Genomic DNA, 13,586 nt, shown 5'->3' with positions numbered 1-13,586 from the left:
CTCGCTACTGCTCCGATTCGAAGTTGCGGTTTTCGCGGCAATGCCAGAGGCGCAGTATGAAGATCGTTCCGGCCGCGATCTCGTAGCGCATCTCGTAGTTGCCGACGATGATCCGGCGGACCTCGCGCGGCTCATAGGCTTCCAGCTTCTCGCCGATCCTCGGATAATCGATCAGCCGATCCGGTGCGTGGGCGAGTTGCTGGACCACGCGCGCCGCCGCTTCGGGGGCGACCGGACCCAGATGCTCGTGCAGTCGCACAAGGTCCGACGACGCCTTGCTGGTCCACTGGATCTTCATTTGACCGGCGAGGGTAGCGGCTTGTCCGTCCCAAGGCTGTCGGCCCATGCCGTGATCGCCTGGTGGTCGATCACCCGTCCGGCATCGACATCCTCCAGGGCTTCGAGCGTCATCCGGTGACGCTCCTCCTCCTGATCGACCCAGGCGGCGAGCGCTTGCTTCACCACCCAGCCGCGCGAGCGTTCGAGTCGCGAGGCCATTGCTTCAACCTTTTCCGCGAGCCCCAGAGGGACATGCGCGGTCAATACCTTCGTCTCGGTCGCCATGTTTATCACCTGTTATCAGTCCGATTAAAATATAATCATACTGACGAGAAAACGCAAGTTGGGGAGCCGTGGAGTCGAGAACCGGGCGAAGGCGCTGGAGGCCGCGCTCCGCTATTTGCCGTCCTTCAAGGCGTCCTTGACCCGCTGCCGCATTTCCGCAGCCTCCGCCACGTCATGCGGCCTTAGATCGAAGCCGTCGGGCAATTGCCAGCGGCACCGATATTCGCTGGCGCGCATCGAATGGGACGAGGACAGGTGCCGCTGCAGGTTGCGTACACAAAGCGCCGAAAGAGTGTCGGAGCAGCGCGTTCCGGATTCGAACAGCCAGTCCAGGGCGGCTTGATCTGAAGGTCGCTCGGCTGTCTCAGGCCAGGGAGCATTCCGAGTGAAGGTCTTCGCCGACGACAGATCGGGCGATCGCCGCCAGATGGGGGTGATGGGTGAAGAACAGCACCTGCGTCGATCGCGCGAGTTCCGCCAGCACCCTGAAACCGGCCTCGGAACGCTCATCGTCGAAATTGACGAACAAGTCGTCCGCGAGGAAGGGCAGGCGAACACCGGCCGCGATGGATTGCTCGACAGCTGCGAGGCGAAGCGCGAGAAAGAGCTGGTCCGTGGTTCCCTCGCTCATCGCCCCGACGTCCACCACGGTCCTGCCATCGTCGCGCAACCCCAGGAGCCGTGAATTGGGTCCGTCGCTGTCGATCCGCAGCGCCGCATACCGCCCGATCGTCAGCCGGCGGAAGATCTCGCTTGCGCGCAGCAGCATGGGATCCTGATGGCGCTCGCGATATTGTTCAATCGCCCAGCGTAGCGTGACGGCCTCGGTTCGCTTCAGGATAAAATCTTCGGCAAGAACAGCGAGCTCGGCCCGGGCCTGCTCGGCATCCGAGGCCGCGTCGGCGGACGAGCCGCTTTGCGCCTCCAGACCGGCAAAGACTCTCCTGGCATCGCCGTGGGCGCTTGCGGCAGTGGCAACCTCATCGTTGAGCTGGGTCAGCTGCCCCGAGAGCGACTGGATTCGGACAGCCAGACCGTCAGCATCGACGTCTTCCAGGGACGCGACAAGCTCATCCAGTCCCTTGCCGTCGCCCGCCGCGACGATCGCGGCTTCCGCTTCGCTGACCGCGTGGCGCAGGGCGCGCGCTGCTCGCGAACGCTCGATGGCCGCACCCAGGCCCTGCAGGTCGGTAGCGCCCGTCTCCTCCAGAAGCGCGGTCAGCGAAGCCCAGGCCGCAGCATGCCGTGCGTCTTCGGCCGCCATCTCAGCGCTTCGGCCGGCAATGCTTTCCTCGAGTGCCTCCAGGACGCTTGCGGTCGAGCGCGCCGCCGAGAGCCGGGCCCGCATCCCTTCGAGTAGCGTCACTCCGCCGCCCGAGGCGGCAATCCCCAGCCTTTCGGTTAGGGCCGCAACGCTTTCGTCATGTTCACGCGCGTCTCTCGCTATGCCGTCGATGCGTGTCTGCAGGTCTCGCTGCGCGGCAATCGCGGCTCTGAGCTCGTCCAGGACGTCGAGAGTTGCCGGAGCGCTGGCTATGTCGAGATCGATGTCCGCTTCGACCAGCAGCGCGCGCCAGGCCTCCATCCGCGTCGCCATACTCTCATCGACACGCGTGCGGCGGCGCTGCAGACCTTCCGCATCCTGCCCGATTTGTACGAGTGCGGCCTCGTCGAGTCTGTGCTGCTCGGCGGCCGCCTCGCCGGCTTGCCGAATCCGTGTGGCGAAGGCGAGCAGCGGCAGGAGGTCTTCTCCCTTGGGCACCGACTCGTCTGCGAGGGCGGCGACCAGGCTGGCACGCAATTCATTGCGCCGCGCAACGATCGCCCTGGCATCGTCGTGGGCATCGATTGCCTCCTGATGTGCTGCTTCAGCCGTTTCCCGCTCGGACACCCAACCGAGGAACCGATTGGGCTCCAACGCCGGAAAGCCCGCCTCCGCCAACTTTCGTGCCCAGCCCGTCAGCGCGCTTTCGCGACGATCGCTTGCCGCCTGCGCGCGCGTGTCCGCCTGGTCAGCGGCCAGAAGGAGCCTGGTCCGGCGTTGACCCATGACCGTCAGACGGCTCGACTCGTCGGCGGCGGCGTAGCGGGCATCTCCGCGTTCATCTGCTCGAGCGACTGCCGTCTCATAAGCATCGACAGCTTCATCAGGGGAGGGGAGGGCCATGCCTTGCCGCATGTGCGCGCGCAGCGGTCGCCAGAACGCGTCGCGCTCGCTTCGAACCGCGGTGATCTCCTCGTCAGCCACCGCAGCGCCCGACGAGAGCTGCTCCATTTCGAGCGAGAGCGCCTCGGCCTCTTCGCGGGCGCGCGAAGCGGCGTCTGTTGCCCGCTGCAGATCGGTCTCGGCCTCGGCAAGGACGGATCGCACGTCTTCGATTTCGTGCCGTGCCAGTCTGGGAAGCGCGGCCAGGGCCGATGCGTCCCCGCTCCAGGGCGTGAGCCGAGCGAGCGCCACGTCCAGGCTGGCCGCGGCCCGGTCGGCTTTGCGCTGCGCCAGTTCGCAGCGCGCGTCCGCATCGGCCCCGAGGGTCCTGGCAAGGTCGATCGCCGTTACGATCGCGGTCAGATTTCCTGTTTGGGGGCGATCCGCAATCTTCCGCTCGATCGCGACACGCCTTTCAGCCAGGTCCTGCTCACTCTCGTCGATCTGCCGGAGCGCCGCGAGATCCTCGGCATGACCGAGCGCGATTTCGCGCAGTCTGGAACTTACGATCCGGGTGGGGGGATCGGAGGCGAGCGCGCCGGCTTCGGCGCGGAGCCGGGCGACAAGACCTCCCGATGCGGATCGCTCCTCGCTCAGACGCGCTAAGTCCTGTTGACCCTTTGTCACCGCGCCCGACGAAGCGATCAGCGCGTCGATTTCGGCGTCGTGGGCGAGGACCGACGGATCAGGAGAAAGCGCCTCGATCTGTGCCCGGGCTTCGTTCACCAGATTCTGCGCGGCGGCCCTTGCACGCGAAGCGGCCTCCATCTCGGCCATTGCCGCTTCGGCGGCGTGCTCGCGCTGCGGCCCGATATCAATCGTATCCATGTGGGCGGCAAGCGCCGCGAGATGGTCGCTGCGAAGACGGACGGCAGGCGCAATCCGGCGGATGCGCTCGAGGCGGCTGACCTCGGCAAGAACTTCGTCGCGCCGCCGCTGAACCTCTTCGAGCATCTGCTGGGCGTCCGCGACCGCGCCTTTGGCATCGAGCCAAGCCTTCGGCTTGAGGGCCTGGTCCCGGACTGCTCGGGTCTGCGCTTCGAAATCGCGTTGGGCCTGCGTGAAGCTCCGCCTCGCCGCGGCGCGTTGTCCCCAGATCGCATCGGCTTCGCTCTCGAGGCGAGCCAATTCGTCCGCAACACCCGTGAGCCCGGAGCCTGCGGCAAAGAGGGCTCGGCCCAGGTCGTTGCGGGCCTCGACCATGGCCCGCCCGCCCGCTCGCAGGCCATCCTGGTCGAGGCTGAAGGAGAGTGCGAATGTCTCGCGCGTCTGCCCCCGCAGCATGGCGAGCAGCATAGCTTCGTCGAGGAGACGATCCTCGGCATCGATCAGTGTCCCGGCCGTCCCCTTCTTGCGGCGACAAGCGAAGCTGTGCCCCTCGTCCTCGAGCACGGCCCCAACGCGCAGCAGGGCGTAGTCGTAGACGAAGTTGTAGGGAGACCGTGCCGGGAAACCGAACAACAGATCGGAGACCGCCGCAAGCGAGGTCGATTTTCCCGCTTCGTTGGCGCCGTACACCACGTGAAGATCGGGCTCGCCTTGGCGAAAGGAAAGCTCGCAATCCTCGAAACGACCATAACGCTCGAGTGACAGGGTGGCGAACCGCATCGCTCAGTCCCCCTTCGTCAAACGCGAGCGGAGCGCCTGGGCGGCGGTTCCGATGACCGCGTCCCACTTGCCGTCGCCGGCATAGCGGCGAAGGTCCGCTTCGTCGGCATCGGGGAGCAGGCTCTGCGCCGCGAGCAGGAAGGGCGCAAGGTCCGCGGCCAGCAGTTCGTGCAGTTGAGGATCGGTGGCGGCCCGATCGATCAAGGCAGCGAGATCGTCGCCGACAATCACCTCACCGGCGGCGGCGGGCTTCGTCACGAGCAGCTTCACTTTCTCGATGAAGAGATTGGGCGAGATCGAAGCGGCCACGGCGCGCGCGACGTCGCGCAGGTCCGCGGCGCTGTCGATGAGCGCGCCGGCGCTGTCGGTCTCGCCCGTCAGCACAAGCCGCGTAACGAGCGGCAATCCATCGCCGCCGTGCTGCCACGCTTCAAGAAGCGCCGAGCGCATGCGTTCCGCAATGCTATCGGCCGGCACGTCGGTACAGTCGATATCGACCGCGAGCCAGCGGATCACATCCAGATCCAATCGATCGATGGAGGAAACCTGACCATCCTCCACGGTGACGATCACCGCGCCCTTGGGGCCCGTCTCGCGGATCGTGCGACCCTGGATGTTGCCCGGGAAGACGACATGAGGCGCCTCGCACACGATCTCGTGTTGATGGACATGGCCGAGCGCCCAGTAGTCGTATTGCTTGGCTTTGAGATCATCCAGGCTGCAGGGCGCGTAATCGGCGTGGCCCTTCCGGCCTGCCAGCGCGGTGTGCAGCATCCCGATATTGAAGTGATGCTCCGCAGCGGCGGGATAGGACGGAACGAGATTGTCGGTGACAGCCGGTGTCGAGAAGCTCTGTCCGTGGACCGCGACCTGGAGCTCGGCAAGCAGATGGGTTTCCGGTCGGCGCGCGCTGAACAGGCGGACATTGGGCGGCCAGGGAATGCTGCGGGTGATGACGGAGGCGGCATCATGGTTGCCGGCGAGAAGGAACACCGGGATTTCGGCCCGATCCAGGCGGCCCATGGCGCGGGCGAAATAGAGGCCGGTGCTCATGTCCTTCCACTCACCGTCGAAGAGGTCGCCAGCGATCACGACGAAATCGACATCTTCGTCGATGGCGCGTTGTACCAGATTGTCGAAAGCCGCGCGGGTGGCTCCTCTTATGTCGTCCTCGGGCAGACCTTCATATCTCGACAGGCCATGGAGCGGGCTGTCGAGATGAATGTCGGCGGCATGCAGGAAACGAAAATCGCTCAAAACTCTTCCCCCCTCGAAAGCGGCGATATTCTCTGGGTCACCGCGATCCTCCGTTTGTGTAGTGCCCCATGGGAGAACACCCCCAACATGGCCGCAGAGCTATTGGCCATGCGTTCCGCACAGTCGCATGTATTGTAATCAGGGTTCCTCCGCCAGTTTCCCGACTCTTGCGAGGAAGAAACGCTCCCCCTCATAGCTCAAGTGATTTCATCTCGGCTGGCCGGTGCCTGTCGCCACCGACACTCCGGGATAATCCCAATTGCACGACGATGCGTGGATGGCGGATTCAGGAGATGTCATGACCCGCATCACGATTATCGATGGGCATCCCGACCCAAACGGGACCCGGTACGTTCATGCGCTTGCGGATGCCTATGCGGCGGGCGGCGAGGCGGCAGGCCATGAAGTGCGCCGGATCGAGATTGCAGAACTTGATTTCCCTATCTTGCGATCGGCCGGGGAGTGGCGGGACAATGCGCCCGCCGCCGCCATTCACAAGGCCCAGACAGACATTCGCTGGGCGAATCATGTGGTCATCCTTTACCCACTATGGCTCGGAGACGTTCCTGTGCTCAGAGGTCATTCAGTGTATTTATTGCGTTGCAGATGCCAGCGAGTCGGGGAAACTTCTCGGGACCGGAGAAGTTCATAGATCCGAGGCACAATTGAAACCTTAGGGGGTAATGTGCAACGCTTCATCCTGCACGAAAACTTGAAGAAATTCAGGGCCTGCCTGGGCGCAGACGTTGCCGACACCGAGCGCAGCTATCTGCTGCAGCAGATCCGTTCAATTCAACGCGAGCTTGCATTGCTCAACGCCGCCGCACTTGGCGTGCAGAGATATCCTATTGAATTTGGCGCGCTATCATCATGTGATCGGAGCCTTTTTCAACGCCTGACGGAGACCTCTACCCAGCCTACGATGATCATCGATCCGAGGGCTGGTATGCGAATCCTCGACGTCAACGATGCGCATACTGCCATCACCTATACCGAGCGCAGCAGAGTGGCCGGAGAAAGGCTCTTTGACGTCTTTCCGGATAATCCGGATCTTGAGGATGCAACCGGCGTCGCAGGCTTGTTTGATTCCATCCGCATCGCGGCACAGGGACGGCGCCAGCATGCCATGAAAGCACAGCGCTATGACCTGCGGGGTTCCGATGGCCGGTTTCTCGAGCGCTATTGGCAGACGGTGTCCGTTCCGATCCTGAATGACGAAGCGCAGCTGGTGTGCATTCTGCATCAAGCACGAGATGTCACCGAAACAGTCGGCACTGCGGGTTTCGTTGGTCATTGACACCCTCTAATGACGTCTCATCGGCGGTCAGCGCCGCTCTCACAGGAGAAGTCCGTCACATTCAGATTGTGAAGCATCGCGTAGCGGTGACGACGTTTACCTCGAGATCGGGGGGAGGGCGTGTCCAAAGCGGCGAGGATAGCTTCGCGAGTGGTGCGCCATTGGTATTCCGAAACTCGGGGCGGTTTCAGCCCACAGTGAGTTTCATGATTTCATGATGGGTAACTCGGCAAGGCTGTTTCTCAGGCGCAGCATGTCCCATGGCAGATGTTCGGCGATGGCAAGGCCAACCATATCCACTGCCGCGCCGATCTCTTTCAACAGGCGCACCACCTGGTCCAGCTGCATACGGCCTTGCTCTATTCCATCGAAGGCCCCCTCCGGCATGCCCGGCCTGTTGAACAGCAGCGGAGAAAAATGAGCCGGATCGAGGACATCGAGGTCGAAATGTACCGCAAGATGCGTGATTCCCTCGGTCTCGATCCAGTCGAGGATCGGCCGGCTGCTGTCAGCAAGGACGGCTGGCGGGATATGCCGGATGCCCAGTTCCTTCAGGATCAGGTCTTCATCCGCGTTCCATCCCTGCATGCCGGCGATCATCACACGCCGGGCGTCCAGCTTGCGGGGCACTTCTGCCGTGAAAGCCTCGTCGCCCCGGCCAAGCAGCAGGGCAAGCACATGGGCATGGGCGTGCGAAAACTCGGCAGCGCTCATCACGTCGGGATGGGCATCGAGCCAGAGAACGCCCAGCTTTTCACCATATCTGCGGCTTAGATACGCCATCGGCGCAAGATCGACCAGGCAGTCGCCGCCAAGCGTCACGATCCGATCGGGCGCATGCCGCTCGATGGCTTCGCGCGCCGCTCTTGCTTGAGACAAGAGGGCGGCGCACCACTTGATGCCACGGCTAACCGGCGGGGAGCTTCCGTCCGGTTCCGGAACCGCCACGGTTTCCTCGGGGCCGTCATGCGGCGGGGCAAGCCAGCGCAACAATTCGGAACCAAAGCTATAGGCGGGTTCATCGCCACCCTGCCATTGCGGCATGTTCAAACGGAGCGTCGTGGAGGTCACCGCAGATCATATTCTTTCGAGGCCGGAAGAGAAGACAATGTAGGTTGTCCGGCGGAAAAAAGCCACGCCCACGGGGCGCCCCGGGGTTCGAGAGGGAAGGGGGAGTGATGCTGGTGTCCGGGCTGATCCGGATGCCAGAAGGAGTTCCTCCGATGACCACGACCGTTAAGCTCTCGAAGCTTACGCTTTCTCCCATCAATGTCCGCAGGCGGCCCGACGACCTGCTGGAAATACCGCAGATGGCCGCCGATCTCGAAGCTCGCGGCGTACTCCAGAACCTGCTCGTCACGCCTGTGAAAAAGCCGCGCGGCACTTTCGAGGTCTTCGATGGCGGTCGCCGCCTGCGCGGTCTGCTCATGCTCGCCGAGCGCGGCACCATCGACCCTGAAACCTACGATGTTCCCGTCAAGGTTCTCGTCGGCGACGAGGCGACCCTGTCCGAGACCTCGACCGCGGCCAACTTCCATCAGCTCAAGATGACGCCTGCCGAGGAATGCCGCGCGTTCCAGTATTTCATCGGTCTCAATAATGATATCGACGGTGTCGCCAAGCGCTTCGGCCTCACCCGTCGGTTCGTCGAGGGCCGCCTGCGGCTCGCGACCCTGGCCGAGCCCATCTTCGAGGCGCTGAGCGAAGGCACCATCACGCTGGACGTCGCCAAGGCCTATGCCTCGACCGAAAACCAGGAGAAGCAGCTTCTCGTCTGGAACAGCTACGGCACCAGCTATGCCAATGCCGACACTATCCGCCGCGTCATCGCCAACGAAACGATGAAGTCGACCGATCCGGTCGCGATCCTGGTCGGCGAGGACCGCTATGCCGAGGCTGGCGGCAAGATCGACCGCGACCTTTTCAGCGACAGCGGCGACAAGTGGGTGAACCCCGAGATCGCGCAGCGGCTCGCCGCGGACATCATGGAAGCGGAAGCCAAGCGGATCGGCGAGGAACTCGGTCTCGCCTGGATCCGGCCGATTGCGTCGAACTACACGCATAGCGCGGCGACCGGCCTCTACCGGGTGATCCTGCCGCAGCCTGATTTCACCGAGGCGCAGCTGGCCCGCCTCGATGCGATTGCACAGCGGCAGGAAGCCATCGCCGAGGAGATGGATGACGAGACCATCGATGAGGATGCCTACAAGGCGCTCGACCAGGAATATGATGCCCTGTCCGAGGAAGAACACGCGCTCCACAACATCCCGCCGGTGCTGCCTGACGAGATCAAGCCGCTCGTCGGCGCGTTTCTCAAGCTGACGCCCAGAGGCGAGATGGTCCTCGACACCGAATATTATAGCGAGGAACCGGTCAGCATCGGCGGCGCTGATGAAAACGGCGAGGACGACCACGGCGATGGTGCCGGCGGTGGCGGTTCGACCGGCCCGGGCGGCAGCTACACGCCGCCTGCTCCGCCGCCCGAAGCGATCGCCCCGGGCGGCAAGCCGCTCAGCGCCCGGCTCTACGATGAGCTGGCGATGCAGCGGCGCGACGTGCTCGCAGCGACCCTGCTCAGCCATCCGGCCCTGGCGCTCGACTATGCGCTCTTCGTCATGATTGACGATCGCGCCAGCACGTTCAGCGCCTATGGCTCGACCATTCGCGCTCGCTCGCCGCAGGATCCGGTGAGTGGCGACCAGCCGACGACCCGCGCGCGGGGCTATCTCGCCGAAGCCCATGACGGGCTCGATGCGAGTTGGCTGGAGCACAAGTCCGAGGTCGACCGGTTCGAGGCGTTCCGGGCGCTCGACGACGACAGCAAGGCGGCCTGGCTCGCCTACATCGTGGCGATGTCGCTCGAAGCGAAGGCGAGCTACCGCGCCGAGCAGTGTCCGCTCCACAACCGGTTGGCGACGATCATGGATGTCGATGTCGCAAGCTGGTGGCGGCCGACATCCGAGAACTTCTTCGACCGCATCAGCAAGGGCTCGATCCTGACGCTGCTCGCCGATGTCGGCGGCGCGGCGCTGACCGCGCGCCACGCGACGATGAAGAAGTCGGAGATCTCGGAATCGTGCGCGAAGCTCTTCGCGGGCGAAGCGATCGTCGAGCCCGAGGTCCGGGACGCGGCGCTTGCCTGGGTGCCCGACGCCATGCGCTTCCTCGACAAGACCGAGGCGGACGATCTCGAACCCGCCGAAGGCGATCCTGAAGAGCAGGCGATCGTCGAGCCCGAGGATGCCGAAGAGGTTGGCGTGGCTGGCGTCGACGAGACAGTGTCCGGTGCCTGCGAAATCGAAGCGGAATCGCCCGATCAGGACGCTCTCGCGGCCTGACGCCGCTTTCTCCTGGATGCCTTGCCGCCGGCGCGTGGTCCCGTGCCGGCGGCCTTTTCCCCTTCCGCACGGAGAAGCGCCATGTCCCTTGCGAAACGCACGAGCCGCGATGTCGCCGCCGAAATCACCGACCTCATCATCCGCAAGCTCGAGGAGGGTGTTCCGCCCTGGTCGAGGCCCTGGCGGCTGAACGGGGCGGGCGGACGCCCGCTGCGTCATTGCGGCACGCCGTATCAGGGCATCAATACGCTTTATCTCTGGGCGCTCGGCGATGCCCAGGGTTATCGTTCGCGTTACTGGATGACCTGGCGCCAGGCGGAAACGCTAGGCGGGCACGTCCGCAAGGGTCAAACCGGCGCGCTTTCGGTTTATTATTCCTCGTTCAAGAAGCGTGAGGAGCACCCCGAAACCGGCAAGCAAGTGGAGCGGAGCATCCGGTTCCTGCGCCATTACATCGTGTTCAACGCCGATCAGATCGACGGTCTTCCAGCCTATTTCTACCCCTCTGACGAACCGGAGCAGCCTCTGATCCCGTCCGAGCGGCAGGCGGCGATCGACGCCTTCTTCACGGGAATCCCTGCCGACGTTCGCCATGGCGGAAACCAAGCCTACTTCACACCGACCTTCGATCATATCCAGCTGCCGAACCGAACGGCCTTCCGCAGCATGGATCACTATGCGTCCACGCGTTGCCACGAGACGGTTCATAATGCCGTAACCCGGATTATGCCGCATGGCATCGTAGGATCTCGTGTTTCCGCGATTTGGTGACGTGCCGCTTCGGCATATTCCTGGTGCCTGGGAGGTAATCCGCTGGAATGTGGGAACGTTCAGCGCAACTGACGCGGTTCGCTCACTTCTTCCGCATCCTGCGTGGCTTCGTGCACTTCTTCTCTGATGATCTTCTGCGTGATTTCATCCAGATGCGAGGTCAGGGCTTGGCTCAGTTCCTCGAACTCTGGCCATAGCGTCATCCGAACGAAACTCGCTGGCGCGCGAACAATCACCGTCTGACGATGCATGCGCGCATAGCGAAATGGCTTGATGCCATAGCGGCGGCACAGAGCGATGAAGAGCTGTCGTGACCAGGGGTCAGAAATTGAAAACTTGAACTCCTCGGCACGTTCTTGTTTGCTGGCCGTTGCGAACTGGCGGCGAATGCGTTCCGCAGCGGCACCTGCGGCGGCTTGCTCGCCGGCGGTCGTGGCGCCGGCATAGAGAGCTTCGATCTTGCGCAGCTTCTCGCGGAGACGTTCCTCGGACATTGGATCAATGCACCGTCGGCTTCTCGGTGAGAATGCCTTCAAGCATCTGTCGCCGTGCACGAGTGCAAGCCAGCACAGTCTCGTGGATTTCGGTCTCCATGATTTTGGTCAGTTCGCGCAGGTGCTTGAATGTCGTGTCAAGCTGGGTGCGATCATCCGCATTGGGGTCACGTTCCACGAGTTCGCAGATACCGCCCATCATCGCACGGAGCTCGGCAAGTTGGCCGATCGCGCCATGAGCACGTTCGGGTAGATCGATGATATCATGACCGTTGAACAGACCTTCGATGAAGCCATCCAGTTCCTCAAGACGGATCAGCCCGTAGTGTCCGAGATTTGCAGCAGTTGGGTCCATCGACACACGTGTCAGCCTGAATGGCTGACTACGCTTCTGGTGCCGGGTCAGCCCATTCCAAAGGCCGTCGATCAGAGCACCAATCAATTCGTTGGCTTCGTCCACGCTGTCGAACACGGGCAACTCACCGCCCCATAAATCCTGAATCATCTGCAAGGGCGAGGCCGATAGCTCCGGGGTTGCGATATTGCCCAGAAGCCGGGTGCGCACTTCGTGGAATGGCACCGGGCAGTCGTACTTCTCGATCAACGCCTTTACGGCTGCATCACCCAAAACCTTGGTCTTCTGCTTCATGCCCACTCCGCATATCTGAAACCAACACAACTGATAATCTTGCAGTCAGGGCGACGACAAGGCCCGGATCGCGCTCCAACCCTATGGAGCACGAAAACCATGACGATAATCACCAAAACCTGCATTGAGCCGTACATCGACAGCTTCATGCGCTGCTTTGCCGAGGCGAACTACAAACACGCCACGATCAAAGAATACCGAAATCTGATCCGCAGATTTGGACTGGCAATGGATGAGGCTGGCATTGCACCATCGGCATTGACGCCCGATCTTGCGGAAAAGCTGGGTCGGGCAGCAGAGCCGCAGAGAACAGGAACGATCCGCCTTTACAGCCTGGGGCGCAAATTCGCTGCGCACCTGATCGAGATATGCGTTGCCAAGCCGGTTGCACCGACTCCCGCTGAGGTCGCCCGCGCCGAACTGCTGGCCGACTTCGAAACCTATCTCACCAAACAGCGCGGCCTCAGTCCGCGCAGCATCCACCATACGCTCCGCTTTGCCAACCGCTTCATGGACCACCGCTTTGGTGCGGACATGTTCGACCTGACCAGTTTACGACCCGTTGACGCCGTCGGGTTCGTTCAACACTTGCTGTCGCGGGGGCGGCCATACCGAGACAAGAGTGCAGTGACGCATCTGCGCACGTTCTTCCAGTACCTGTTCGCACGAGGCGTCACCGCGACCAACCTTGCCCTAAGCGTGCCCAAAGCAGCGATGGCTCGCGACAAGCGCCTTCCCCGACATCTGTCGCCCGAAGGCGTCGAAGCCGTGCTTGACTGGGTTCGCCGAAATCCCCGGCACGGCGTTCGCGATTATGCGATGCTCCTGATCATGGCACGGCTTGGGCTTCGCGCGCCGGAAATCACCAGGATCGAACTCGACGATATCGACTGGCGTTCAGGCGAACTGACTGTGCGCGGCAAAGGCAAAGTGCATGACCGTGTGCCCATCACCGCCGAGGTCGGTGAAGCCCTAAGCCGGTATCTGAGGGAGGAGCGCGGACCGACTGACTGCCGGACCCTGTTCGTCACCCAGCGCGCTCCGCATCGACCATTCAAGGATAGCCAGATCGTCAACGCTATCATCAAGGATGCGCTCGATGCGACCGGTCAGAAGCCCGCTACGCCCTATGTGGGATCGCATGTTCTACGCCACAGCCTTGCCACGCAACTCATAAATCGTGGCGCTTCACTCGACGAGGTCGGCGACATGCTGCGCCACCGGTCGCGCGGTTCCACCATGATCTACGCCCGGCTTGAGATCGAAGGCTTGCGATCCATTGCCCAGCCCTGGCCCGTCGCGGGAGGTGCACAATGAGCCTCGCCAGCCAGCTTGACCGCTATCTCGCCGTTCGCCGTAGCCTCGGCTATGATCTCAGGACTTCCGAACGGGTGCTACGCCG

Annotated in this window: 11 protein-coding genes and 1 pseudogene; 5 read left to right on the top strand and 7 right to left on the bottom strand. The window is 63.0% G+C overall.

The window, feature by feature from the left end; all coding sequences use genetic code 11:
* Positions 1-4 precede the first annotated feature (4 nt).
* The 4 genes from L286_RS26840 to L286_RS26825 form a co-directional block, all read right to left on the bottom strand.
* Positions 5-298, bottom strand: coding sequence for a type II toxin-antitoxin system RelE/ParE family toxin (locus L286_RS26840; RefSeq protein ID WP_020819388.1), 294 nt, complete (start codon positions 296-298; stop codon positions 5-7).
* The gene (locus L286_RS26835) at positions 295-564 is read right to left on the bottom strand and encodes a CopG family ribbon-helix-helix protein (protein WP_020819389.1); all 270 of its coding nucleotides are present in this window, start codon (positions 562-564) and stop codon (positions 295-297) included. The genes L286_RS26840 and L286_RS26835 overlap by 4 nt, the downstream gene beginning before the upstream one ends.
* Positions 565-928: 364 nt before the next feature.
* Entirely contained in the window at positions 929-4,378 is a 3,450-nt protein-coding gene (locus tag L286_RS26830; protein WP_020819391.1) for an ATP-binding protein, read from the bottom strand.
* A gap of 3 nt (positions 4,379-4,381) precedes the next feature.
* Entirely contained in the window at positions 4,382-5,635 is a 1,254-nt protein-coding gene (locus L286_RS26825; protein WP_020819392.1) for a metallophosphoesterase family protein, read from the bottom strand.
* A gap of 298 nt (positions 5,636-5,933) precedes the next feature.
* Here L286_RS26825 and L286_RS47630 point away from each other — a divergent pair, with 298 nt between their 5' ends.
* Complete coding sequence (locus tag L286_RS47630; RefSeq protein ID WP_079640273.1) at positions 5,934-6,287, top strand: NAD(P)H-dependent oxidoreductase; 354 nt, start codon at positions 5,934-5,936, stop codon at positions 6,285-6,287.
* Between the two features lie 33 nt (positions 6,288-6,320).
* A complete protein-coding gene (locus L286_RS48275) occupies positions 6,321-6,932 on the top strand; it encodes a PAS domain-containing protein (protein WP_020819394.1) in 612 nt (203 codons plus the stop codon).
* 204 nt (positions 6,933-7,136) lie between these two features.
* Here L286_RS48275 and L286_RS26815 read toward each other — a convergent pair whose 3' ends face one another.
* Positions 7,137-8,003, bottom strand: a complete 867-nt coding sequence (locus L286_RS26815; protein ID WP_021222983.1) for an arginase family protein — start codon at positions 8,001-8,003, stop codon at positions 7,137-7,139.
* Between the two features lie 152 nt (positions 8,004-8,155).
* Here L286_RS26815 and L286_RS26810 point away from each other — a divergent pair, with 152 nt between their 5' ends.
* A complete protein-coding gene (locus L286_RS26810; RefSeq protein WP_020819396.1) occupies positions 8,156-10,270 on the top strand; it encodes a ParB/RepB/Spo0J family partition protein in 2,115 nt (704 codons plus the stop codon).
* Positions 10,271-10,351: 81 nt separating this feature from the next.
* Positions 10,352-10,978, top strand: a pseudogene (locus tag L286_RS26805) (ArdC family protein); the annotation flags it as partial.
* 122 nt (positions 10,979-11,100) lie between these two features.
* On the opposite strand, the gene L286_RS26800 reads toward L286_RS26805, so the two are convergent.
* Together L286_RS26800 and L286_RS26795 are read right to left on the bottom strand one after the other, a co-directional pair.
* Positions 11,101-11,535: a hypothetical protein gene (locus L286_RS26800; RefSeq protein WP_020818720.1), complete on the bottom strand. Its 435-nt coding sequence runs from the start codon at positions 11,533-11,535 to the stop codon at positions 11,101-11,103.
* A gap of 4 nt (positions 11,536-11,539) precedes the next feature.
* Positions 11,540-12,184 carry a hypothetical protein gene (locus L286_RS26795; RefSeq protein WP_021222981.1) on the bottom strand — a complete coding sequence of 215 codons (645 nt, stop codon included), beginning with the start codon at positions 12,182-12,184 and terminating at the stop codon, positions 11,540-11,542.
* A gap of 99 nt (positions 12,185-12,283) precedes the next feature.
* Between L286_RS26795 and L286_RS26790 the strand changes: the two genes are divergently transcribed.
* Positions 12,284-13,501, top strand: a complete 1,218-nt coding sequence (locus L286_RS26790) for a tyrosine-type recombinase/integrase (RefSeq protein ID WP_020818722.1) — start codon at positions 12,284-12,286, stop codon at positions 13,499-13,501.
* Positions 13,502-13,586 lie beyond the last annotated feature (85 nt).

It is taken from the genome of Sphingobium sp. HDIP04 (genome assembly GCF_000445085.1).
GTDB classification, from domain to species: domain Bacteria; phylum Pseudomonadota; class Alphaproteobacteria; order Sphingomonadales; family Sphingomonadaceae; genus Sphingobium; species Sphingobium indicum.
The sequence above is the reverse complement of the archived record's forward strand: the minus strand, read 5'-3'. Positions and strand labels throughout refer to the sequence as shown.

What these genes read in the sequence shown, in the direction of transcription:
- L286_RS26840 (WP_020819388.1), bottom strand. Translation starts at nt 298, where the DNA reads ATGAAGATCCAGTGGACCAGCAAGGCGTCGTCGGACCTTGTGCGACTG.
- L286_RS26835 (WP_020819389.1), bottom strand. Translation starts at nt 564, where the DNA reads ATGGCGACCGAGACGAAGGTATTGACCGCGCATGTCCCTCTGGGGCTC.
- L286_RS26830 (WP_020819391.1), bottom strand. Translation starts at nt 4,378, where the DNA reads ATGCGGTTCGCCACCCTGTCACTCGAGCGTTATGGTCGTTTCGAGGAT.
- L286_RS47630 (WP_079640273.1), top strand. Translation starts at nt 5,934, where the DNA reads ATGACCCGCATCACGATTATCGATGGGCATCCCGACCCAAACGGGACC.
- L286_RS26810 (WP_020819396.1), top strand. Translation starts at nt 8,156, where the DNA reads ATGACCACGACCGTTAAGCTCTCGAAGCTTACGCTTTCTCCCATCAAT.
- L286_RS26800 (WP_020818720.1), bottom strand. Translation starts at nt 11,535, where the DNA reads ATGTCCGAGGAACGTCTCCGCGAGAAGCTGCGCAAGATCGAAGCTCTC.
- L286_RS26795 (WP_021222981.1), bottom strand. Translation starts at nt 12,184, where the DNA reads ATGAAGCAGAAGACCAAGGTTTTGGGTGATGCAGCCGTAAAGGCGTTG.
- L286_RS26790 (WP_020818722.1), top strand. Translation starts at nt 12,284, where the DNA reads ATGACGATAATCACCAAAACCTGCATTGAGCCGTACATCGACAGCTTC.